Origin of the sequence: Pseudomonas sp. Fl4BN1 (assembly GCF_009908285.1) — a bacterium.
GTDB lineage: Bacteria > Pseudomonadota > Gammaproteobacteria > Pseudomonadales > Pseudomonadaceae > Aquipseudomonas.
In genome coordinates, this window is sequence record NZ_JAAARM010000017.1 from 112,737 (window position 1) to 136,402 (window position 23,666).

At 61.7% G+C, this 23,666-nt stretch carries 13 protein-coding genes; 8 read left to right on the forward strand and 5 right to left on the reverse strand.

Translation table 11 applies throughout. The annotated features are described in order from the left end of the window. Positions 1-25: 25 nt before the first annotated feature. The 3 genes from GV818_RS19800 (at position 26) to GV818_RS19810 (ending at position 4,258) form a co-directional block, all read left to right on the forward strand. Complete coding sequence (locus GV818_RS19800; RefSeq protein WP_161759166.1) at positions 26-1,345, forward strand: MFS transporter; 1,320 nt, start codon at positions 26-28, stop codon at positions 1,343-1,345. Between the two features lies 1 nt (position 1,346). After that, positions 1,347-2,564: a mandelate racemase/muconate lactonizing enzyme family protein gene (locus tag GV818_RS19805; protein ID WP_161759167.1), complete on the forward strand. Its 1,218-nt coding sequence runs from the start codon at positions 1,347-1,349 to the stop codon at positions 2,562-2,564. Positions 2,565-2,644: 80 nt separating this feature from the next. Then, on the forward strand, positions 2,645-4,258 hold the full coding sequence (locus tag GV818_RS19810; RefSeq protein WP_161777299.1) for a GMC family oxidoreductase: 1,614 nt from the start codon (positions 2,645-2,647) through the stop codon (positions 4,256-4,258). Between the two features lie 52 nt (positions 4,259-4,310). Here GV818_RS19810 and GV818_RS19815 read toward each other — a convergent pair whose 3' ends face one another. The 5 genes from GV818_RS19815 to GV818_RS19835 form a co-directional block, all read right to left on the reverse strand. Next, positions 4,311-5,273 (reverse strand): DUF2628 domain-containing protein, encoded by a 963-nt coding sequence (locus GV818_RS19815; RefSeq protein ID WP_161777300.1) that lies wholly within the window; start codon positions 5,271-5,273, stop codon positions 4,311-4,313. A gap of 190 nt (positions 5,274-5,463) precedes the next feature. Beyond that, complete coding sequence (locus tag GV818_RS19820; RefSeq protein ID WP_161777301.1) at positions 5,464-6,777, reverse strand: NAD(P)/FAD-dependent oxidoreductase; 1,314 nt, start codon at positions 6,775-6,777, stop codon at positions 5,464-5,466. Between the two features lie 58 nt (positions 6,778-6,835). Then, positions 6,836-8,200, reverse strand: coding sequence for a glutamine synthetase family protein (locus GV818_RS19825; RefSeq protein WP_161777302.1), 1,365 nt, complete (start codon positions 8,198-8,200; stop codon positions 6,836-6,838). A 634-nt stretch (positions 8,201-8,834) separates the two neighbouring features. After that, positions 8,835-9,494 (reverse strand): methyltransferase family protein, encoded by a 660-nt coding sequence (locus tag GV818_RS19830; RefSeq protein ID WP_161777303.1) that lies wholly within the window; start codon positions 9,492-9,494, stop codon positions 8,835-8,837. Positions 9,495-9,587: 93 nt separating this feature from the next. Further along, the gene (locus tag GV818_RS19835) at positions 9,588-10,484 is read right to left on the reverse strand and encodes a LysR family transcriptional regulator (protein ID WP_161758077.1); all 897 of its coding nucleotides are present in this window, start codon (positions 10,482-10,484) and stop codon (positions 9,588-9,590) included. 161 nt (positions 10,485-10,645) lie between these two features. Between GV818_RS19835 and GV818_RS19840 the strand changes: the two genes are divergently transcribed. The 5 genes from GV818_RS19840 to GV818_RS34790 all read left to right on the forward strand — a co-directional run bounded on the left by GV818_RS19840 (position 10,646) and on the right by GV818_RS34790 (position 23,661). Continuing rightward, entirely contained in the window at positions 10,646-11,287 is a 642-nt protein-coding gene (locus tag GV818_RS19840) for a hydrolase (protein ID WP_161758078.1), read from the forward strand. Between the two features lie 132 nt (positions 11,288-11,419). Continuing rightward, positions 11,420-11,998 (forward strand): antibiotic biosynthesis monooxygenase, encoded by a 579-nt coding sequence (locus GV818_RS19845; RefSeq protein WP_161758079.1) that lies wholly within the window; start codon positions 11,420-11,422, stop codon positions 11,996-11,998. Between the two features lie 52 nt (positions 11,999-12,050). Then, positions 12,051-13,901, forward strand: a complete 1,851-nt coding sequence (locus tag GV818_RS19850; RefSeq protein ID WP_161777304.1) for an amidohydrolase — start codon at positions 12,051-12,053, stop codon at positions 13,899-13,901. Positions 13,902-14,344: 443 nt separating this feature from the next. Next, positions 14,345-18,106 carry a filamentous hemagglutinin N-terminal domain-containing protein gene (locus GV818_RS34785; RefSeq protein ID WP_306108700.1) on the forward strand — a complete coding sequence of 1,254 codons (3,762 nt, stop codon included), beginning with the start codon at positions 14,345-14,347 and terminating at the stop codon, positions 18,104-18,106. Then, positions 17,989-23,661, forward strand: coding sequence for a hemagglutinin repeat-containing protein (locus GV818_RS34790; RefSeq protein ID WP_372242105.1), 5,673 nt, complete (start codon positions 17,989-17,991; stop codon positions 23,659-23,661). Before GV818_RS34785 ends, GV818_RS34790 begins: the two co-directional genes overlap by 118 nt. The last annotated feature ends 5 nt before the right edge of the window (positions 23,662-23,666 follow it).

Genomic DNA, 23,666 nt, shown 5'->3' on the forward strand with positions numbered 1-23,666 from the left:
GATACCGGTGCCCGAGGGCACAGTCATGTCTAAACACGCCGGCGCTGCTGGGGTCCAGGCTTCTGCTGCGTTGCCATTGGGCAGCCGCGACACACGCAGCCGCTACGTTCAATTGATGCTGCTGGTGCTGGCGGCGGGGGCGATCTACCCGATCCTCTACCTGCGCCAGGTCTACCAGACCACCATGCTCGAAGTGTTGCAGATCAACCACAGCGAGCTGGGTTACCTGTACTCCATGCTCGGCACGATTTTTCTCCTCAGCTACCTGCCCAGCGGCTGGCTGGCGGACCGCATCGCTCCGCGCTTCCTGATCTTCTTCTCCCTGGTGGCCACCGGTGCCTTGGGCCTGTGGTATTCCACTGCACCTTCGATGAGCGGGCTGATGATCATCTTCGGCTGCTGGGGCCTGAGCACCGGCCTGACCTTCTGGGCCTCGGTGCTCAAGCGGGTGAAGATGATCGCCCGGCACTCCGAGCAGGGGCGTTTCTTCGGCATTCTCGATGGCGGTCGCGGCCTGGTGGAAGCCTTGCTGGCCACCGTGGCCCTGGGGCTGTTCGCATTGGCCACCGAGACCCGCGGCGAGTCGACGGCCGAGGGGTTCAAGCAGGTGGTGTACCTGTACTCCTTCACCTGTATCGCCATTGGCTGCGTGCTGGTGTTGCTCAAGGACCCCAAGTCCATGGCGGACACGGCGCCGGTGGAGCAGGGCAGGTTCAACCTGCTCAGCGACCTGGCGACCCTGGTGAAGATCCCCGAACTGTGGCTGGTGACCGCCATCGTGTTCTGCGGTTATCACATCTTCTGGGCCACCTACAGTTTCTCCGATTACCTGCAGGGCAACGGCATGACCGCAGTCATGGCCGGCACCATCACCACCATCAAACTGTGGATGCGCCCCCTTGGCGGCATCGGCGGCGGCTGGCTGGGCGACCGCTATTCCAACATCTCGGTGCTGATCTTTGCGCTGTTGCTGGCAACGTTGGGGATTGTCGGGCTGATCCTGTTCCCGGCCCTGGGCAGCCTTGGGCTGTTGATCGCTACGGTGATCTTCATCGGCCTGATGACCTATGCGATTCGCGGGTTGTACTGGGCGATCCTCGACACCTGCCAGATCCCGCTGCGCATCACCGGCCTGGCCATTGGCATCGTCTCGGTGGTGGGCTACCTGCCGGACACGTTCATTCCGTTGATCAACGGCTACCTCACCGAACACTTTCCCGGGGCCCTGGGCTACCGCCTGTATTTCGGCTACATCGCCGCGGTCGGCGCCCTCGGAACCCTGGCCGCGATTGCCCTGCGGGCACGCGTCAACCGTTCAACCCTGAAGCAGAAGGCAGGTGCCTGAGATGAAAATTGTCGCCCTTGAAACCCATATCGTCGCCGTACCGCCGCCGCATATCGGTGGCATGTACTGGCTGTTCGTCAAACTCAGGACCGCCTGCGGCATCGAAGGCGTGGGCGAGATCTACGCCGCCACCTTCGGTCCCAAGGCGATGCTGCCGATCATCGAGGATGTGTTCCAGCGCTACCTGCTGGACCAGGACCCGCACCACATCGAGCGCTTCTTCCGCCAGGCCTATTCCAGCGGTTTCACCCAACGTCCGGACCTGACCATGATGGGCGTGGTCAGCGGCCTGGAGATGGCCTGCTGGGACATCATCGGCAAGGCGGCGAACAAGCCGGTGTATGAACTGCTCGGCGGCAAGGTCCACGAACGCCTGCGTTCCTACACCTACCTGTACCCGCTCAACAGCCGCGGCGAATACGACTATGACGACCCGGACCTGGCTGCCGAATGTGCAGTGCAGAACATGCAGCAGGGCTTTACTGCGCTGAAGTTCGACCCGGCCGGCCCCTACACCGCCTACTCGGGGCACCAGTTGTCCCTGGAAGTGCTGGAGCGCTGCGAAACCTTCTGCCGCAAGATTCGCGAGGCGGTGGGCAATCAGTGCGACCTGCTGTTCGGTACCCACGGGCAGATGGTGCCGTCGTCGGCGATTCGCCTGGCCAAGCGCCTGGAGAAGTACGACCCGCTGTGGTTCGAAGAGCCGGTGCCGCCCGGCCAGGAAGAGGCCATGGCCCAGGTCGCGGCCAAGACCAGTATCCCGATTGCCAGCGGCGAGCGCCTGACCACCAAGTACGAGTTCTTCAAGCTGCTGCAGGCCGGTGGCGCCTCGATCCTGCAAATGAACGTAGCGCGCTGCGGCGGCCTGCTGGAGGCGAAGAAGATCGCCAGCATGGCCGAGGCCTACTACGCGCAGATCGCCCCGCACCTGTACAACGGCCCGATTGGCGCCGCGGCGAGTTTCCAGCTGGCGACCTGCACGCCGAACTTCCTGATCCAGGAAAGCATCATGACCTGGGGCGGCTTCCACGCCGAGGTGCTGACCAAGCCCCTGCAGTGGGAGGACGGCTACATCATCCCGTCCACCGAGCCGGGCCTGGGGGTGGAGCTGAACATGGAGGTGGTACGCCGGCACTCGCCCTACAGCGGCGAACGCCTGCACCTGCAAATGGCCGCCACTCCGGCCGACGTCAAGGACACTTCCCCGGCCAGGGGCTGAGGCATTTTCCCGCCGATCCCGGACGGGGCATGGGCAGCCGCTGGCGGCTGCCTTCAATACGACTGACGCGGTAACCCTGCATGACATACGACTACATCATCGCTGGCGCCGGCGCCGCCGGCTGCATTCTCGCCAACCGGCTTTCGGCGTCGGGGCAATACTCGGTACTGCTGCTGGAGGCTGGCGGCAAGGACTCATCGTTCTGGTTCAAGATCCCGGTGGGTTTCGCCAAGATGTACTACAACCCGACGTTTAACTGGATGTACTACAGCCAGCCACAGAAGCAGCTCGCCGACCGCGCTATCTATGCGCCCCGGGGCAAGGTGCAGGGCGGTTCCGGCTCGATCAACGCGATGATCTATGTGCGCGGCCAGGCCCACGACTTTGACGATTGGGCGGCGGCTGGCAACCCTGGCTGGAGCTTCAAGGAAGTGCTGCCGTACTTTCGCAAGCTGGAGAACCACCCCCTGGGCGACAGCGAATACCACGGCGCCAGCGGGCCGATCAGCATCACCCCGATGCAGGGCCAGACCCATCCGATCTGCGAGGTGTTCCTCAAGGGCTGCGAGCAGTTGGGGTATCCCCGCAGCGATGATTTCAACGGGCCGAAGTTCGAAGGCGCGGGCATCTACGACGTCAACACCCGCAATGGCCAGCGCTGCTCCAGCAGCTTTGCCCACCTGCACCCGGCCCTGGGCCGAACGAACCTGACAGTGCTGCACCACGCCCTGGTGGACCGGGTGCTGTTCGATGATCTGCAGCAGCGCGCCATCGGTATCAGCGTGACCCAGCAGGGTGTCACCCGGACGTTCAGCGCTCGCAAGGAAGTGATCCTTTGCGCAGGGGCGGTGGACACGCCGAAGATCCTGCAACTGTCCGGCGTGGGCGACCGCGCCTTGCTGGCCAGGCACCAGGTCCCGCTGCTCAAGCACCTGCCGGCGGTAGGGCAGAACCTGCAGGATCACCTGTGCGTCAGCTACTACTACAAGGCCAATGTGCCGACCCTGAACGATGAACTCAGCTCGCTGTTCGGCCAGCTCAAGCTGGGGCTGCAGTACCTGCTGACCCGCAAGGGCGCCCTGGCCATGAGCGTCAACCAGGCCGGCGGTTTTTTCCGTGGCGACGAGCTCCAGGAACATCCCAACCTGCAGCTGTACTTCAACCCGCTGTCGTACCAGATTCCCAAGAGCAACAAGGCCAGTCTCAAGCCCGAGCCGTACTCAGGTTTTCTGCTGTGCTTCAACCCGTGCCGGCCCACCAGCCGCGGCAGCATCGAGATTGCCTCGAACAACCCGCGGGACGCAGCCCTGATCGACCCCAACTACCTGAGCACCGAGAAGGACATCGACGAGGTGCTGCAGGGCAGCCGGCTGCTGCGCCAGATCATGCAGGCACCGGCGCTCAAGGGCATTACCGTGGGCGAAGTGTTGCCGGGTGCGGCGGTGCACAGTGATGCGCAGATGCTGCAATATTTCCGCGAGAACAGCGGCTCGATCTACCACCTGTGCGGTTCCTGTGCCATGGGCAACGACCCGCAGAACTCGGTGGTGGACCCGCGCCTCAAGGTTCACGGCCTGGCGGGCCTGCGCATCGTCGATGCCTCGATCTTCCCCAATGTCACCTCCGGCAACACCCATGCCGCGGTGCTGATGGTGGCGGAGAAGGGTGCCGACCTGATTCTCGAGGATGCCTGAACGCTTGCTTGCGGGGGGGGAGCTTGCGCTCGCCCGCAGGCCAGCGTTGGGGCTATTGACCGAACTCCGGCGCCGCTTCTTCGACTTTTCTTTTGTAGGCCACTTTTGCCTGATCGGGATTGCAAGATAGCAGGGCATCGACCTGGACGAAGCCTTTGGACAGCACGTGTCTTTCTCGCCAGCGGTTGCCAAGCACACCAAAGATCCCGGCGCTGAGCAGTAGGCCGAGCCAGAACCAGTGGCGGTCATCGGCAGCGTTGGGGAGCAGCAGGGCCAGGCTCAGGGCTATCAGGGCAATCCCGGTGACCCAGTACAGGCCTGCGAAGAACGACCAGAACAGGCTGAGAAAGCAGGCTGCAAAATTGAAGCCGACGGCCACCGCCGCGAGTTCGCCCTTGGGGTTTTGGTAGATGCGGTAGAGGCGTTTCTGCTGGGCCTTGAGCCACAGACTGATTCGCTTCTCACGCTCGGCCACCTGCTTTTTCTGCTCGCTGCTGAGATCTCTGTCATCGGTGATTTGCTTGAAGGTCTCCTCCAGCAAGTAGTAGCCGGTGTCGTAGGACGTCAGGCCAGTGACGTAAAGGGCGTCGACGCGGTAGCGACGGTTCAGCTTCAATTGCCGGTCGCCATGAAAGAAGGTGTCGGCCGAGGTTCGTGAGTGCAGCAGGTATTCGTTGAAGCTGTATTTGACATAGGGTTTACCACCGCCGACACGCACCCATTGGCGGTCAAAATAGCCTTCCAGTTGCTCCACCTCGAGGCCGCTGACATCGGCCTTCGGTTGCTCCTGAAGGTTCGCCCATTTGATTGCGCACCAACCCGCCGCAAAGACACAGAGGAAGCCGCACAGGATGATTTTGGCAAACAGCGGCCCATTGAGCAGGGAGATACCGATGATGCAGGGGATCAGGATGATGGTCAGCAGGATGCACGTGGTTTCGACATCGCCCCTTTGGCCGCGCATCAGGTGGCGATTGATCCGTTCTATTGTTTCCGGGGTGAGCACACGGCTCATGGCGGTCTCGCTTAGCGCAAGCCATGGGCTCGGGCGGTCTTGAACAATGCCAAAAGCCTGTAGCGCCCGTTAGTGGGGCGCTCCATGCCTTCGAGGGGAGGGCAGCCTACTGAACAACGAGGCCGATCAGCAAGCCTTGGGGTCAGCCGCGGTCTTGTCGGATGGCCAGGCCTCGGTGATGGCCCACTCTTCAGCGCAGGCGTTCGAGCATCTGGTAGTACCACATGCCGGCGGCCAGCATCGGGTTGCCCAACTGGTCGCCGAAGGGCACGCGGATGTGCTGGCAGGCGGCGAAGGTGTCGTAGTCGCCGAGGTGCCCGGTCAGCGCTTCAGCCATGATCTCGCCCATGATGTGGCTGGTGGCGACACCGTGCCCGGAGTAGCCCTGGCAGTACCAGACGTTGTCCGAGAGCTTGCCCAGCTGCGGGATGCGGTTGATCACGATGCCCATGGCGCAGCTCCATTGGAACTCGATGCCCACGCCCTTGAGGGCCGGGAAAGTGCGCTCGATGCACGGGCGCAGTTCGCCGGCAATGTCGCGCGAATCCTTGCCGCTGTAGTTGGCGCCGCCGCCGAACAGCAGGCGGCCGTCGGCGGTCATGCGGTAGTAGTCGAGGACGAAGCGGCAATCGTAGACCGCCAAGTCCTCAGGATTGAGACGCTTGGCCAACTCGCCCAGGGGCTCGGTGGTGACGATGCCGCCCATGGCCGGGAAGATCTTGCCCTTGAGTTTTTGCGGCTCGAGCTTGTGGTAGACATCGCCGGCCAGCAGCACTTGCCTGGCGTCGATACGGCCCTGGGCGGTGATGACTGCCGGGCGCTGGCCGTGGACGATTTCCAGCACTTCGCTGTGCTCGAAGATCAAGGCGCCCAGGCTCTCGGCGGCGCGGGCTTCGCCGATGCACAGGTTCAGCGGGTGCAGGTGCAGGTTGCGGGTGTTCTTGATCGCGCCGTGGTAGAGCGGGCTATCCAGCAGGCTGTGCACTTGCTCGCGGTCCAGCAGGCTGACCTCGTCGCCCATGCCGCGGCGCACGGCTTCTTCGTAGTCGGCGCGCAGTCCGGGCAGGTGGCTGGGCTTGTAGGCCGCATGCAGGTGGCCGTGCTTGAGGTCGCAGGCAATGGCGTATCTGGCCACCCGTTGCTGGATGATCTGGTGCCCGCGCCAGCGCAGGTTCCAGATGAAATCATCCACCTCGTCGCCAAGGTTGCGGCGCATCTGCTTACGCATCGCGGCGTCGCCAGAGAGGCTGCCGGTAACCTGGCCGCCGTTGCGCCCGGTGGCGCCCCAGCCGATCTTGTGGCTTTCGACGATGGCCACTTTCAGGCCGCGCTCGGCCAGTTCCACGGCCGTGGCGACGCCAGTGAAACCGCCGCCGATGATCACCACATCCACCTGATGATTGCCTTGCAGGGTCGGGTAGTGGGTTTCCTGATTAAGGGTGGCGCTGTAGTAGGAAGGGCTGCGCTCGGCTGCCGGGGTCCGCGGATCGAAGGCGGCTGTCATGGGGAAATCCTCGCAAATGAATGAGTCGGGCCGCTGCCTGCAGGCAGCGGCCGGCGCGTCAGGCCTGGGTCAGGTACCAGCGCCAGTCCTGCTCGCCGACTTCGGCCATGAACTGGCGGTATTCGGCACGCTTGACCGCCAGGTACACGCCGAGGAATTCGCTGCCCAGGGCATCCCGGGCCCAAGCCGATTGCTCCAGGGCGATCAGCGAGGTCAGCCAGTCGGTGGGCAGCAATTCGGTGGCCTGGGCGTAGCCGTTGCCTGCCACCGGGTGGCCCGGGTCGAGGTTTTCCCGCAGGCCGCGATGGATCCCGGCGAGGATCGCCGCTGCCGCCAGGTAGGGGTTGGCATCGGCACCGCAGATGCGGTGCTCGATGTGCCGGCTGTTGGCCGGGCCGCCGGGGACGCGCAGGCTCACGGTGCGGTTGTCGACACCCCAGGTCGGCGCCAGGGGCGCATAGCTGTTGGCCTGGAAGCGCCGGTAGGAGTTGGCGTTGGGGCAGAACAGCAGCAAGGACTCCAGCAACGAGGCGAGCATGCCGCCCACCGCCTGGCGCAGCAACGGAGTACCGGCCGGGTCTTCGGAGGCGAACAGGTTGCGGCCCGCGGCGTCGGCGATGCTCACGTGCATGTGCATGCCGGTGCCGGCCAAATGATCGAAGGGCTTGGCCATGAAGGTGGCCTGCATCCCGTGCTTGTGCGCCAGCGCCTTGACCACGCGCTTGTAGCGCACGGCCTGGTCCATGGCTTCCAGGGCGTCACCGTGTTCCAGGGTGATTTCCACCTGGCCCGGGGCGTATTCGGAGATCGCCGTGCGTGCAGGAATGCCTTGCAGCTTGCAGGCGGCATAGAGGTCGGCGAGGAACGGCTCGATCTGCTCCAGCTCGCGCAGGCCATAGACCTGGGTGGTCCGTGGGCGACCGCCGTCGGCATCCAGGGCGGGCTGTGGCCGACCGTTGCCGTCGCGTTTGGCGTCCAGCAGATAGAACTCCAGCTCGCAGGCCATCACCGGGTGATAACCCTCGGCCTTGAGCCCGTCGATGACCTTGATCAGCAAGTGACGCGGGTCGGCGATGCTGGCGGGCAGGCCCTCTTGCGGGTGCATGCTGACCTGCACCGCGGCGGTGGGGATTTGCCGCCACGGCAGGCGCACCAGGCTCCCGGCCAGCGGGTAGGCGCGGCAATCGATATCGCCCACGTCCCACACCAGCCCGGAGTTCTCCACGTCGTCGCCGTTGAGGGTCAGGCCGAGGATGGTGCTGGGCAAGGGCCGGCCACTTTCGTACACCGCCAGCAGTTCTTCACGGTGCAACAGCTTGCCCCGGGGCACGCCGTTGGCATCGAGGATGAACAGCTCGATCATGTCGATATCGGGGTTGCTGGAGAGGAAGCCACGGGCTTCATCAAGGGCGGAAAATTTCATCAGGGTTCTCGCTTGCGCCTTCACGGCGCACAGGTTTTCAGGTGCTGCAACGACGCCACGCACGGGTCGTTTGCAAGGCTGGAAAGCAGGTCTGGGAATGGCTCGTGCAGGGGCACGATCAAGCCAGTAGCGAGTGATCCGGAGGGCGTGAGGAGTGGCGCAGGCGGGAACGGCACAGGGCCATGGGCAGGTTGACCAGAAGCTTCATGGGCAAGACCTGTCCAGCAAGGAGGAACCGATGACGACAGCGCGGTCCTCATGAACCTCATGAGGCGAATTGACGAGTGAACAGCGGGACCGTGAGTCACCAGGATCGACAGCCGTACCACAGCCATCGGCGCGGGCTGTGAGTGCAAGTCTGGCGAATCCGTAACACGGTTTTGGGGGGAACATCAGCCGGGTGATCTCGCTGTCGAGTTCGTGGTTATTATTTTTGCTGTGAACCGGGCGCCGGCGGGGCGGATCAATCGGTCCGCACCCTCAGGGCGGATCAATACTGCAAGAATCCGTTAGCCAATGTAAGGGGGGGAGGGAGCCAGTGGGGCCCGACACTGACCCGCCGTCCGCGCTCTGATCCCCGTGCTAGAGCGCTATACCCGGCTAGATGAGGGTGTGTAATTTATTTTACAACGGCTCAATAGAGGCCCGGCAGCAGGCGCCAGCTGCGAGCGCAGTAGTCGTCGTATTCGTCGCCGAAGTAACCGCGCAGCAAGGCTTCCTCGGCGTGAATGCGTGCAATCAGTGGGATCAGGGTCAGTGCCGCCAGCAGCAGCCCCAATCCGGAACGAAACGCCAGGGCCCAGCCCACGGCGTTCACCAGCAAACCCAGGTAGCTGGGGTTGCGCAGGTAGCGGTACAGGCCATCGACCACCAGTCTGTGGTCCGACTGGATGGCCACCAGCCCGCTGAAGCGCCGGCCGAGGATGAACACCGGCCATAGGCGCAGCACACCGCCGAGGATGAACAGCCAGGCACCGAGCCAGCGCAGGCTTTCGTCGCCAAAGGTCCAGAACTCCACGCGGTCGCTGTAGGCCGGGAGGAAGCCGCTCAACAGACCGATCACGGCGAACACCGGCAGCACCCAGCGATTGCCCTGGTCTTCCTGTTCGCCACTGCTCAGGTTGACCTCGCTGAACAGGGAAACGACCACCATCAGCAGGGTGGCGATGGCGATCAGCGTCAGCGGCAGATGGGCGAAGAAGGCCGCGAAGCCCCCGCGCCCCCAGATCGCCAGGCCAAGGTAGGCGAGGGCGCCGAGAATGCTCGAAACGGCCAACCGGGGAGAGATTTTCATGATGACCTGCGGCGGTATCAGGGGCTTCCCATGAGTGTAGGAGCCCGCTGACGGGCATCCCCGGTCGTTCGTCCGCCAGCGCCGTGGGCCGCTTCAGGTCGGTGTTTTTTCGCTGAGCTGGCTGATCAGGAAGTCAATAAAGGCCCGGGTCTTCTGCGGCACCCGGCGGGCCGAGGGGTAGACCGCATGGATGCTGATCGGCGGTGCCTGCCACTGGCACAGCACCGGCACCAGGCGTCCGGCGGCCAGGGCCTCCTCGACAATGAAGTTGGGCAGCAGGGCGATGCCCATGCCGGCCTCGGCGGCCTGGGCCAGCAAGTCACCGTTGTTGGCATGCAGCGGCCCGGTGACGTGGACCCGCTGAGTGTCCTTGCCGTTGCTCAGTTGCAGGCTGACGCCGCTTTGCAGGTAGCCGTAGTTGAGGCACTGGTGGCTGCTCAAGTCCCGTGGCGTCTGTGGGGTGCCGGCGCGTTGCAGGTAGGCCGGTGCGGCGACCATGATCCGTGGCGCCGGGGCCAGCAGCCTGGCAACCATCGACGAGTCGGCCAGGCTGGCGATGCGAATGGTCACGTCGAAGCCGCCACGCACCGGGTCCACCTGCTGGTCGCTGAGCACCAGTTGCAACTCGATGTTCGGCTGCTGCTCGTGGAACAGCGGCACCAGCGGCCCCAGGCGCCGCAAGCCGAAGGACATCGGCGCATTGACCCGCAGGACGCCACGCAGCTCGCCCATGCCATCGCGGGCCCGTTGTTCGGCTTCGTCCAATGCCGCTAGCACTTCCCGCGCCGACTCGTAGTATTCGGCGCCGGCCTCGGTCAGGTGCAGGCTGCGAGTGGTGCGCTGCAGCAGTTGCACGCCGATGGCCTCTTCCAGGGCCTGGATCTGCTTGCTGACCTTGGAGCGCGGTACGTCCATCGAGCGTGCGGCAGCGGCAAAGCCGTTCTGATCCACGGTGACGACGAAAGCGCGCATGCATTCGATACGGTCCATGATTGTCCCTGATTTGGAATCAATGATTCTCGATTCTAGGGAATTGTTCCTGTTTCGGCCAGGGCCTAAATTAGCCACCAAGCCGGACGCACAAGGGCGCAAGCGGCGCCATCAGCCGGTCATGTTCGACCCTCACTCTCTGACTGCAAAAGGAACGCGCCATGTCCATTCGTGAACTGCTGAACCCCACCAACTCGGCCCTGATCCTGATCGACCACCAGCCGCAGATGTCCTTCGGCGTGCAGTCGATCGATCGCCAGACCCTGAAGAACAACACCGTGGCCCTGGCCAAGACGGCGCAGATCTTCAAGGTGCCGACCATTCTCACCTCGGTGGAAACCGCCAGCTTCAGCGGCTACATCTGGCCGGAGCTGCTGGCGGTGTTCCCGGATCACCAGCCCATCGAGCGCACCTCGATGAATTCCTGGGAAGACCAGAAACTGGTGGCGGCGGTCAAGGCCACCGGGCGCAAGAAGCTGATCATGGCGGCGCTGTGGACCGAGGTCTGCCTGACCTTTCCGGCCCTGGAAGCCCTGGCCGAAGGCTATGAGGTGTACATCGTCACCGATGCCTCTGGCGGCACCACCCAGGAGGCCCACGACATGTCGGTGCAGCGGATGATCCAGGCCGGTGCAGTGCCGGTGACCTGGCAGCAAGTGCTGCTCGAATACCAGCGCGACTGGGCGCACAAGGACACCTACGACGCGGTGATGGACCTGGTGCGTGAGCACAGTGGTGCCTACGGCATGGGCGTGGACTACGCCTACACCATGGTGCACAAGGCGCCTCAGCGTCAGCTGTAAGGCATCGGTTTGTCGGCCAGGGGCGATCAGCCCCCTTTGCCGGCAAGCCAGCTTCTACGCTTGCCCAAGGTTGCACTGTTCCGGATGCCGCCGGTGTCCGGTGTTCCTCCCCCCAGCACTGTGGAGTCATTGATGGATATCCAACTCACCGACGGTGTCGTGACCTTGCTGGTGCGCCACCGGATCAAGCAAGGCCAGGACCAGGCCTACGAAACCTGGCTGCGCCAGATCATCGCCAAGGCCCGCACCTACCCGGGGCACTTGGGGATCGACGTGGTCCGCGGCCACAGCGGTGGCCTGGGACAGTTCACCAGCGTGCTGCGCTTTGCCAGCACCGAGCAGTTGCAGCAGTGGCTGGACTCCGCCGATCGTCGAGAACTGGTGGAACAGGCTCGGCACTTGCTGGCGGACGGCGACCAGACCGAAATCAACGCCGACCGGGAGTTCTGGTTCACCCCTCAGGAAGTCGGGGCGCCGACCCCGCCGCCACGCTGGAAACAGGCCTGCGTGACCTTCCTGGTGATCCTGCCGCTGACGTTCCTGGTGCCCCAACTGTGGAAACCGCTGTTTGCCCAACTGCCCTGGCTGGGTGGCTACGTGCAAGCCAACGTGCTGATCACCCTGAGCATCGTGCTGCTGGTGGTCTACGTCTTCATGCCCCGGGTCACCCGCCTGTTCCGTCGTTGGCTGCAACCGCACAGCGCAGCCTGAAACCCTTCGCAACCTTGATTCGAGCCCCACGTCCTTCATTCGGAGTAGTGCCATGAACCACAACGCAATTGCCGACCTGATTCTCTTCAATGGCCGCCTGCACACCGTGGACCGGGCCAAGCCCGGGGTCAGCGCGGTGGCGATCAAGGACGGGCGCTTTCTCGCCGTGGGCAACGATGCCCAGGCCATGGCCCTGCGCGGCAGCACAACCCAGGTCATCGACCTCCAGGGGCGCACGGTGATTCCCGGCCTCAACGACTCGCACCTGCACCTGATCCGTGGTGGCCTCAACTACAACTTGGAGCTGCGCTGGGAAGGCGTGCCGTCGCTGGTGGACGCCTTGCGCCTGCTCAAGGACCAGGCCCAGCGCACCCCGGCGCCGCAGTGGGTGCGGGTGGTGGGGGGCTGGAACGAATTCCAGTTCGCCGAGAAGCGCATGCCGACCCTGGAGGAACTCAACCAGGCGGCCCCGGACACCCCGGTGTTCGTCCTGCACCTGTATGACCGCGCCTTGCTCAACCGTGCCGCGCTGCGGGTGGTGGGCTACGACCGCAACACGCCGAACCCGCCGGGCGGCGAGATCGTCTGCGACGCCAACGGCAACCCCACCGGCATGCTGATCGCCCGGCCCAACGCGATGATTCTGTATGCGACCCTGGCCAAGGGGCCCAAGCTGCCTTTGGAATACCAGGTCAACTCCACCCGCCAGTTCATGCGTGAGCTCAACCGCCTGGGGGTCACCAGCGCCATCGATGCCGGCGGCGGCTTCCAGAACTACCCGGACGACTACCAGGTGATCAACGAACTGGCGGCCAAGCAGCAATTGACCGTGCGCATTGCCTACAACCTGTTCACCCAGAAACCCAAGGAAGAGCTGGCGGATTTCAAGCACTGGACCAGCAGCGTCACCTACGGCCAGGGCGACGACTTCCTGCGGCACAACGGGGCAGGGGAGATGCTGGTGTTTTCCGCCGCCGACTTCGAGGACTTCCTCGAACCACGCCCCGACCTGCCGCAGAGCATGGAGCAGGAACTGGAACCGGTGGTGCGCCACTTGGTGGAGCAACGCTGGCCGTTCCGCCTGCACGCCACCTATGACGAATCCATCAGCCGCATGCTCGACGTCTTCGAGAGGGTCGACCGCGACATTCCGTTCAACGGCCTGCCGTGGTTCTTCGACCACGCGGAAACCATCAGCCCGAAAAACATCGAGCGGGTGCGGGCCCTGGGCGGTGGCATTGCGATCCAGGACCGCATGGCGTTCCAGGGCGAGTACTTTGTCGAGCGCTACGGCGCCAAGGCCGCCGAGATGACCCCGCCGATCCAGCGCATGCTCGCCGAAGGCATTCCGGTGGGTGCCGGCACCGACGCCACTCGGGTCTCCAGCTATAACCCCTGGACCTCGCTGTACTGGATGGTCAGCGGCAGGACGGTGGGCGGCCTGGAGCTGTATCCCCAGGGCTTGAGCCGCGACACCGCGCTGGAACTCTATACCCATGGCAGCGCCTGGTTCTCCTCGGAGCAGGGCCAGAAAGGCCAGATCAAGGTCGGGCAACTGGCGGACCTGGTGGCCTTGTCGGCGGACTACTTCAGCGTCGAGGAAGAGGCGATCAAGTGGATCGAATCGTTGCTGACCGTGGTGGATGGCAAGGTAGTGCATGCGGCAGGGGACTTCGCCAAACTGGCCCCGCCGACCTTGCCGGTGACACCCGACTGGTCGCCAGTGGCGAAGGTGCCAGGGCACTGGAAACCCACCTCGCCACTGCTCAACCAGGTGCACCAGTGCAGCGGGCCGTGTGCGGTGCATGCCCATGGCCATGAACGAGCCCGGCACTCGTCGGTGCCGGTGAGTGACTTCCAGGGGTTCTGGGGCGCGTTTGGCTGTTCCTGCTTCGCCTTCTGACCTCAATCCCGCTTGCAGGAGCTGGCTTGCCGGCTCCTGCAGGTCGTTTGTGCTTCTGTTTATCACTGAAATTTATCGAGATTTTTTTCCTGATTATTAGGATCAATCTGATATTTCGTTCGTCGAGGCGAGTCTAGTATCGGTCGCCATCCAGACACCCTCCATCGGTGATTCCTTCGGCAAATTGACGCCAGAATAGTGGCGCTTTAATATTGCGCCTTTCGTCTTGACCCTGCTGCCGTCTGAACCACCGAACAGAGTGTTCGCTTGTCCCGAGGATGAGATCGAGCCGGGCTGCACCTCGCCCTGCTGTTTTCGTGGTGGGCGGCTGTCGAGCAACCCTCAAGCAACCCGCGGGCAAGTGCGTCACCGATTGTCTGGGTGACTCCCCCGCTGCTATCCCGTTGCACTTTTATTTGCGCTCTTTACCTGAGAAACATGACATGGATGTTCGTCAGTTTGCCTTCCTGGTCCGTCAGCCCTCGGCTGCCCTGCAATCCCGTGATTCGTTCTGGGGCCTGTCAAAACGCGGCTTGGCGTTCATCCTCGCCAACGTGATGTTCTGGCAGCCCGTGGTGGTCATGGCCGACGGCATCGTGGTCAACGGTGGCGGCACCACCCTCGGCCAGGCCGGCAATGGCGTGCCCATCGTCAACATTGCCACGCCCAATGGCAGTGGCCTGTCGCACAACCAGTTCAGCGACTACAACGTTGGCCAGCAGGGCGTCATTCTCAACAACGCTACCAACCGTACCCAGCAAACCCAGCTCGGCGGGATCATCCTCGGCAACCCCAATCTGGGTGGCCGCGCAGCGAATGTGATCCTCAACGAGGTCAACGGCGGCAGCCCCAGCCAGCTCAAGGGCTACACCGAAGTGGCCGGGCAGTCGGCCCATGTGATCGTTGCCAACCCCTATGGCGTGACTTGCAACGGCTGCGGCTTTATCAACACCCCGAAGGCCACCCTGACTACCGGCAAGCCGGTGATCGAGAATGGCCAGCTCCAGCGTTATCAGGTGGATCAGGGCAGCGTCGCCATCGAAGGCGCGGGGCTGAACGCGAACAATATCGACCAGTTCGAAATCATCACCCGCAGCGCCAGGGTCAATGCCGAGATCCAGGCCAAGCACCTGGCGGTGATCGCCGGGGCCAACGATGTTGACGCCAAAACCCTCAAGGCCACGGCGCGGGCAGCCAACCCGGCGGATGCGCCGCAACTAGCCATCGATTCCTCGGCCCTGGGCGGCATGTACGCCGGGGCCATCAAGCTGGTGGGCACCGAGGCCGGGGTCGGGGTGAAACTCGACGGCAAGATGATCGCCAGCGGTGGCGATATCCAACTCGATGCCAATGGCCAGTTGCGCATGGCCGAGGCGAGCGCCGAGAAAGGCGCGGTGGCGATCAAGGCCCAAAGCCTCGACGCCCAGGGCGCGGTGTACGCCGGGACCGATCTCGAGGTGCAGACCCAGGGCGACCTGAACAACCACAGCACCCTGGCGGCGGCCAACAGCGTCACCCTCGGCAGCGGCGGGCAACTGAACAACCACGGCATCATCGAAGCCGGGGTCAATGCCGACAACAGCCGTAACGTAAACGGCGATGTCACGCTGACGGCGCAAAACCTGAACAACAGCGGCAAGAGCGTGGTGGCCAGCCGTGATCTGACGGTTACGGCCAAGCAGACCCTGAACAACCAGGGCGGCACCCTGAGCGGGCAACGCCAGGTGACGGTCAGCGCCGGGACCCTGGACAACCAGAACAAGGGCAAGCTGCTCAGCGCCGAGCGCCTGCAACTCAATGCCGATCAGGTGCGCAACGGCCAGGGCGGGCTGATCAAGAGCCAGCAGTCACTCAACGCCACCCTGGGCCACCTGGGCAACAGCGGCGGCGAACTGTCGAGCCAGGGCAGCAGCACCCTGGTGCTGGCCGGGCTGGACAACCTCACCGGCGTGGTGATGGCACAACAGACCCTGGAGATCACCGGGACTGCCGAATTGGACAACCAGGGCGGCCTGCTCTCGGGCTGGCAGGGCCTGACCCTCAATGGCACCGGCCTGAACAACAGCCAACAGGGCACCGTCTCCAGCCTCAAGGGCGCTGTCGACATCACCCTCAGCAACGCCTTGAACAACCGCCAGGGCGGCGCCCTGGTCAGCCAGCAAGCCCTGGACGTCAAGGCCGCGAGCCTCGACAACAGTCAGAAAGGGGTGATTTCCAGCGCTGGCGCACAAAGCCTCAAACTCAGCGACCTGCTGGACAACAGCCAGGGCGGCTCGATTGACAGCGCCGCGAGCCTGACCCTGAACGCCCTGACCCTGGGCAACAGCGGCGGCACCGTCAACGCTAGCGGCGACCTGACGTTCACCGGCAGCGACCTGGACAACCGCCACGGCACCTTCACCGGCAAAGCCGCCGTCACCCTCGACCTGCTGGGGCGCCTGAGCAACCAGCAGGGCAAGCTGTCCGCCGCTGGCCCGTTGCTGGTCAAGCGCAGCGCGGGCGTGGACAACCAGGGCGGCCAAGTCTCCAGCCAGCAGTGGCTGCGCTTGTTCACCGAACAGCTGGACAATCGCGAGCAAGGCCGGATTGCGGCCGATGACTCGGTGCTGATCAGTGCCAGCGGCCAACTGCAGAACAGCGCCGGGGGGGACATCCTCAGCCGTGAAGCCGACTTGCAAGTCAATGCCGAGCGCCTGGACAACGCCAATGGCCTGCTGCAGGCCAAGACCTCCCTGGGGCTTGAGGTCGTCGCCGATGCCGACAACCAGGGCGGGCAGGTCATCGCCGAACTGGGCGAACTCACGCTCAAGGCGGCCAACCTCGACAACCGTGAAGGCAAGGTGTCTGCCCTCAAGGGGGGCGCCACCCTTGAAACTGCCAGTGATGGCCAGCTCGACAACCGCGACGGCGCGGTCTTTGCCCAGCAAGGCCTGAGCATTACCGCCCATGACCTGGACAACAGCGGCGAGCGCGGTGGCCAGATCAGCGCCCGGCAGATCGACCTGGAACTCAGTGGCGCCCTGAACAACCGCAAGGGCCTGATCGAAAGCCGCAGCACCCTGGCCACGGCGGCCGCCAGCCTCGACAACCAGCGCGGGCAGATGCGCGCCCTGGGCCTGTCGAGCAACAGCCGATTCGACATCGGCGGCACCTTCGACAACCGTGACGGCACCCTGGAAACCGCCAACCACGACCTGAGCTTCGACGCCGGCACCTTCAACAACCGCGGCGGCAGCCTGCTGCACAGCGGCAGCGGCGTGTTCGGCATCTCGATGGCCAACCTCGACGACGTCGGTGGCCGCCTGAAGACCGCCGGGCAACTGACCCTGGACGCCGAGCGCTGGACCAACAGCAGCTCGATCCAGGCCGAGCAACTGACAGTCAACGTCGACCACCTGACCCAGACCACCGACGGCCAGCTCCTGGCGAGCAATGGCCTGACCGGCAGCGGTACTCACTGGAACAACGACGGCCTGATCGGCAGCGACGCTGCGATCAGTGTTGACCTGAGTGGCAACTACGCCGGCAAGGGTCGCCTGAGCAGTATTGGCCAACTGGATCTGCACGCCGCTCAACTGGACCTGACCGACAGCGCCAGCATCGCCGGTGGCGGCAACACCCGCGTCAACATCGATGGCGCGCTGAACAGCGCCGGACGCATCACCGGCAACCAGAACCTGCACCTCACCGCCTCCAGCATCAACAACCGCGGCACCCTGGGCAGTGGTGATGACCTGACCCTCACTGCCGCCACCCTGGTCAACGACCAAGGCCTGATCTCCAGTGGCGGCAACCTGCAACTGCTGACCACGAGCTTCACCAACCGCTACGCCCAGGTGTACAGCCTGGGCAGCGCACTGATTGCCAAGGACAACCAGCAAACCAAGGCCGACCTGCTGGACAACCGCTCGGGAGATATCGAAAGCCTCGGCAAGCTGACCATTGCCGCCACCACGGTCAACAACGTGATGGACGTGTTGGAGTACATCGAGCACGAAAAAAGTGCCGCCGGCATCACCCGCCTGTCCTGCAACATGATTCCCGGTGCCGGCTGCGACGACCGCGGCGGCGGCCGCGTCAACGGCCTGTGGGAACTCGCCGAAACCGATCGTCTGCGGGTGACCAACAGCAGCGCCGCCGCCAGCCTCAACAGCGGCGCCGAACTGCAGATCGACACCCAGACCCTGACAACACCAGCAGCCTGATCACCGCGGCCGGTGACATCAACGTCAAGGCCGAGACCGTCCACAATCAGGGCTTGCAACCCCAGGAAATCACCACCCTGCGGCGCTACTGGAGCTTCGTTAACGAAACCGGCAACGCCGCCGCCCAGGCTGCCGCCTTCAACGCCCGCAACAACCCGACCCCGTCGGCCAGCTTCGCCTCCGACCTCAGCGCCTTTATCGGCTGGACCGGGGTGATGCTGGGCTCCAGCAGCAAAGTGGTGGATGGCGACCAATCCTTCGCCGCCACTATCCAGGCCGGTGGCAAGGTCAACCTCAAGGCTGACAAAACCCTCGACAACAGCGTGATCCGCTCCTTCTACGAGTACGTCGGCACCGGCAAGACCCTGATCGACACCGGCATTGGCAACGGCTACTCGACGCCGATCCGGATCAACCCGCAACTGCCCCCGGAACTGGCCCAGCAACAGGTCAACCCCCTGGTACTGCCGGGCTTCACCCTGCCCACCAGCGGCAACGGCCTGTTCCGCCTCAGCGGCCAGGGTAGCAGTGCCGCGCAAGCCCCGACCCCGGCACAGATCGCCGGCCTGCCGGACGCCGCGAGCCTGTCCCGGCCGCACAAATACCTGGTGGAAACCAACCCGGCGCTGACCAACCTCAAGCAATTCATGAGCTCGGACTACCTGCTGTCCAACCTCGGCTACAACCCCGAGGAGAGCACCAAGCGCCTGGGTGATGGTTTCTACGAACAGAAACTGATCCAGCAAGCCATGGTGGCCCGCACCGGCCAGCGCTTTATCGATGGCCAGGACAGCAACGAAAAACTCTTCAAGCACCTGATGGACAACGCCATCCAGAGCAAGCAACAGCTTGAGCTGGCGGTGGGCGTGACCCTGACCTCCGAACAAGTCGCCGCCCTGACCCACGACATCGTCTGGCTGGAAAGCCATGAAGTGAATGGCGAACAGGTGCTGGTGCCGGTGCTGTACCTGGCGCACTCGAACAACCGATTGGCGCCCAACGGCTCCCTGATCGCGGGCAAGGACGTGAGCCTGATTGCCGGCAAGGACTTGAACAACGTTGGCACCTTGCGTGCGGCCAATGACCTGTCGGCAGTGGCAGGGGAGAACCTGGTCAATAGTGGGGTGGTGGAGGCGGGCAAGGGCCTGAATTTGACGGCAGGCAAGGATCTGCTGAACAAGGCCGGTGGTGTTATCGCTGGGCGTGATGTGGCCTTGACGGCAACTGATGGAGACGTGGTTAACGAACGCACTTTGACCTCGCACCAAAGCAACAAAGGGCCCTACGCGCTGCAGCGGGATTTTGTCGACAGTGCTGCACGGGTTGAGGCTGCTAATAACCTCACCATCAATGCGGGACGCGATTTCAATAACAGCGCGGGAGTCCTAAAAAGCGCCGCTGATACCCGCATCACCGCTGGCCGCGATGTCAGCCTGACGGCTGTGGAGCAGGTGGTCGGCAACCAGTTGAACGCCAACTACCGTGACCAGAGCGTCACTCAGCATGGTTCAACGCTTGAGGCGGGTCGCGATCTGTCCATCAGTGCCGGTCGTGATGTCACGGCAATTGCCAGCCAGATGGAGGCCAAGCGTGATGTGTCGATGTCGGCCAAAGAAAACCTGACATTGGTCTCGGCGGCGAATGAGCAGCACTGGTTCAGCCAGACCAAGAGCTTCAAGGGGCAGGAGGATCATGTTCAGCAGGTGGCCACCAGCGTCAAAGGTGGTGGTGATGTGACCTTGAGTGCTGGACTGGAGTTGGCGCTGATTGCTAGCCGCGTAACGGCGGGCGATGAGGCCTATTTGGTCGCTGGCAAAAATCTTGTTCTCAAAGCTGCCGAAGATCAGGACTACAGCTTCTACAGTAAAACCAAGAAGAGTTCGTCGAGTAAGAAGTTCCGCCTTGATGAGACTGAGAGCATTTCCAATGTAGGTAGCTTGGTCAGTGCTGGTACTAACAGTGTCCTGGTAGCCGGTGAAAACCTGCAATTGCAGGGCAGTGTGGTAGTCGCTGAAAAAGGAAATGCACAACTGGTAGCGGGCAAGGATGTCCAGATTCTTGCTGTTACTGACTTCGAGAGTGATCGGCATGAGCGTAAGCAGAGCAAGAGCAGTTGGGGTGGACTGAAGTCGAGCAAAGTTGAAGATAAAGTCAGCGAAACTCGTACCACGGCTGTCGGCAGTATGGTGTCGGGCGATACCGTCAGTGTGACTGCCGGTAGGGATGCGACTGTTACCGGCTCTTCGCTGGTCAGTACGAGGGATCTGAGCGTACAGGCTGTTCGAGAGTTCACGATTGATGCTGCGGCCAACACCTTCTCGCGCACAGAGATGCATAAACAGAAAAGTCGCGACCTGACCGGCGTATTGACTGCCAATAACCTTGGTTTGGACGACATCACTGGTAACCAGCATCTTTCCATCAGCAGTCAGAAGCGCGATAGCAATGCGCAGGAAACGACCCTTACAGGTAGCACCATTGGCTCCAGTGCAGGGAGCGTAAAGCTGACTGCGGGGCGAGAGCTCAAGGTTGTTGCCAGCGACTTGGTCAGTACCAAGGACATGTCCCTGAGCGGGGCGGATGTCACCATCGCGGCAGGTGCTGAAACCGCCAGGCAAACCAGCTCTGACAGCTCGAAGAGTCTGGCGGTGGGGCGAGTAGTCGGTGGGGTGGTGATTGATACCGCCAAGAGTATTCGCAACGATATCCGTGCCGCCAAGGAAGCTGACGATAGCCGGCTCAAGGCAGTCAAGGGTGCTCAGGCATTGCTTTCTGCTTATAACGCTGTGGGCAATCAGGACTCAGGTTCTGCGCAAGAGTCTGAGGGTAAGCCTGCCAACAGTAGTGGCTCGTTGATCAAGATCGGTACCGAACTTGCCAATACACGCAGTAAAAGTTCCAGTGAATACGACAGCGAAACCGCAAAGCAATCGACCCTGACCAGTGGTGCGGGGTTGGTTATTAGTGCAGGGGGCGATGGGGCTGGGGCCAAGGGTGATATCCACGTCATTGGCAGTAGCCTAAAGGCTGAGAACACGGCCTTGATAGCCAAGAACGATATCGTGCTGCAAAGCGCTCAAGATCGTGCGCAATGGGACAATCAGAACAGCAACAGTAAAACAAGTGTTGGCGCTAGTTTTAATATTGGCGATCAAAATGGTTTCACTCTGGATCTTGGGGCGCAGATTGCGAAAGGCATGGGGACTGGGCATTCAGTTACTCAGGTCAATAGCACCATCGATACTGGTTTACTGCTTCTGACCAGTGGCCAAGACACTACCTTGGCTGGGGCGCAAGTAAGAGCAGACACGATCAAGGCTGATATTGGCGGCAACTTAAATATCACCTCCCGGCAAGATGAGGCCAGCCAGAAGAACCAGCAAAAGAGCGCTGGTGCAGGAGTCAGCCTCTGTATTCCACCTTTTTGCTACGGATCCACGGTCACCGCCTCGGGAAATATCGCTGGCAGCAAGATGAACAGCGATTACAAGGCGGTAACAGACCAGACCGGGCTGTATGCGGGTAAAGGTGGATATGACATTCATATAGGTGAGACCACCCAGTTGCAGGGGGCGGTCATCGCCAGCAATGCCAATGCTGAGCAGAACCGTTTGGATACGGGACGCCTGCTTGTTAGCGACATCAAGAACAAGAGCGAAATCAAAAGCCAATCCGCGAGCCTGAGTGCTTCCTATACCAGTACCAAATGGGACAAGCCGGGTGGGCTGACCCCCGACGATCAAAGAAAATGGGCACATTCGGAGATAGGGGGTACTCTGCCGATCGCGCTCAAGGAGTCGGATCACAGTAGCACCCGCAGTGCGATCAGTGAGGGAACCATCACTGTTCGCGACCCGGCTGGCGCCAATGACTTGGTGGGCTTGAATCGAGACACGGCCAATGCCAACCAACGCCTGGACCGCCCTGATGAGAGGGCCATGCAGGAGCGTATTGACCTTATCCAGAGTTCAGCGCAACTGGCGAGCAGCGTTATCAATACTGTTGCCAAGGCCAAAGCAGATGCGGCCAATAAGGCGAAGCGAGAAGCAGAGAAGTCCCAGAACCCTGAGCAGATAGCGGCAGCCAATGCCGCTCTTCAGGATGCTGCTAGTTGGAGTGTGGGTGGCGACAAGCGAATCATGGCTGATATTGCTTCTGGCTTGGTTGCGGCCGGATTGGGAGGTGCGGGAGGTTCGACGGCTGTTGGTGTTGTTGCCTACACGTCATCGGCTGACGTCTTCAAGAAAATCGGTGATTACGCAGATGCCCAACACAATAATCCCAAGGCGGACAGTGCTACCAAGGCTGCTTGGGCTGAGGGTGGTGCAGCGAGGGTTCTGTTGCATGCATTGGCTGGTGCAACTATAGGCTTGTCTAGCGGGAACGCTGGAAGTGGTGCATTAGGAGCAGGGGCATCGGCAGCTCTCATGCCAGCCATTGCTGAGGCGTTGAAGAGCAGTGGTATTGAGGAACATAACCAGGATGCCATTGCGACATTAATCACTACTGGCCTTGGAGCTACAGCGGGTTCTTCGGCAGGAGGCACCACAGGTGCGATTGTTGGTGGGGCGAATGCCGCCGGAGTGGATATCCATAACCGACAATTGCATGCCCTTGAAGTCAAGAAAATCAAAGCATTGGCTGTAGAGTTTGCAGAAGAAAACAATATTACTGTGGAAACTGCTGAAGCACGTCTTCTTGCTCAGGCGCAACAAAATGTTGATAAGACGTTTGCTGCTGAACACTCAATGTCCGATGCTTCTGCTCTTGAGTTTCTAAAAGTCCAGTCTCAGACATTTGTTGATGAGAGTGGGCGTTTAATGTTGATGTTTGCGCCGGGAAGTTTGACGGCGTATGAAGATTCAAGTATGTATTTGGATACTTGGAAGCAGTTCACCTCAGAGTACCAAACGATGCTAAGTGTGGCATCGAGAAAAAATCAAACAGAAAAAGAAAAGGAGATTCTGTCAAACACGAAAGATACAGCAATTAGTGGCCTATGGAAGGGAGCTGGAAATCTACCATCTGATGCGGTCAATGGCTTGGTCGATACGTTTAAGCAGCTTTTTCATTTGGATGATGTTGGCAAAGAGATTGTTAAGGTACCTTTTAAGTACGATACTGAGACTGAGCGTGATGTTGCTAAAGGTACTCAGCAACTGATAGATAATACTTTGCAGATGATAGGGGTCGCATGGGCATCTATTAAATTGTCTCCTGTTGTAAAAGCTCACGATGCTGTAGAAACAACACGTTTATGGCGTGCGGTTGAGCCAGAAGAGCTTGCGGATATTCTGAAATATGGAGATTATAATATTCATCCGAACTCAACTTTTAAGAGGTTTGGTTTTGATGAGAAAAGTTTGGATGATTTTATTAAGGCTAATCCTGATAGGACTTATACTAAGACGTATATAGAAATCCCTAAGGACTTTTTGGACAAAGTGTATCGGCATGATGATCCAGGTGGAGCAGGCAAAGCAATTGGTATAGATGTTTATGAGTTTCCAGAGTTTTATGATTTGTTTAATAAGGTTAATTTGGTACCAAAATGAATAGA

Excerpts from the sequence above, each read along its gene's own strand:
- GV818_RS19800 (WP_161759166.1), top strand. The coding sequence starts at position 26 with ATGTCTAAACACGCCGGCGCTGCTGGGGTCCAGGCTTCTGCTGCGTTG.
- GV818_RS19805 (WP_161759167.1), top strand. The coding sequence starts at position 1,347 with ATGAAAATTGTCGCCCTTGAAACCCATATCGTCGCCGTACCGCCGCCG.
- GV818_RS19810 (WP_161777299.1), top strand. The coding sequence starts at position 2,645 with ATGACATACGACTACATCATCGCTGGCGCCGGCGCCGCCGGCTGCATT.
- GV818_RS19815 (WP_161777300.1), bottom strand. The coding sequence starts at position 5,273 with ATGAGCCGTGTGCTCACCCCGGAAACAATAGAACGGATCAATCGCCAC.
- GV818_RS19820 (WP_161777301.1), bottom strand. The coding sequence starts at position 6,777 with ATGACAGCCGCCTTCGATCCGCGGACCCCGGCAGCCGAGCGCAGCCCT.
- GV818_RS19825 (WP_161777302.1), bottom strand. The coding sequence starts at position 8,200 with ATGAAATTTTCCGCCCTTGATGAAGCCCGTGGCTTCCTCTCCAGCAAC.
- GV818_RS19830 (WP_161777303.1), bottom strand. The coding sequence starts at position 9,494 with ATGAAAATCTCTCCCCGGTTGGCCGTTTCGAGCATTCTCGGCGCCCTC.
- GV818_RS19835 (WP_161758077.1), bottom strand. The coding sequence starts at position 10,484 with ATGGACCGTATCGAATGCATGCGCGCTTTCGTCGTCACCGTGGATCAG.
- GV818_RS19840 (WP_161758078.1), top strand. The coding sequence starts at position 10,646 with ATGTCCATTCGTGAACTGCTGAACCCCACCAACTCGGCCCTGATCCTG.
- GV818_RS19845 (WP_161758079.1), top strand. The coding sequence starts at position 11,420 with ATGGATATCCAACTCACCGACGGTGTCGTGACCTTGCTGGTGCGCCAC.
- GV818_RS19850 (WP_161777304.1), top strand. The coding sequence starts at position 12,051 with ATGAACCACAACGCAATTGCCGACCTGATTCTCTTCAATGGCCGCCTG.
- GV818_RS34785 (WP_306108700.1), top strand. The coding sequence starts at position 14,345 with ATGGATGTTCGTCAGTTTGCCTTCCTGGTCCGTCAGCCCTCGGCTGCC.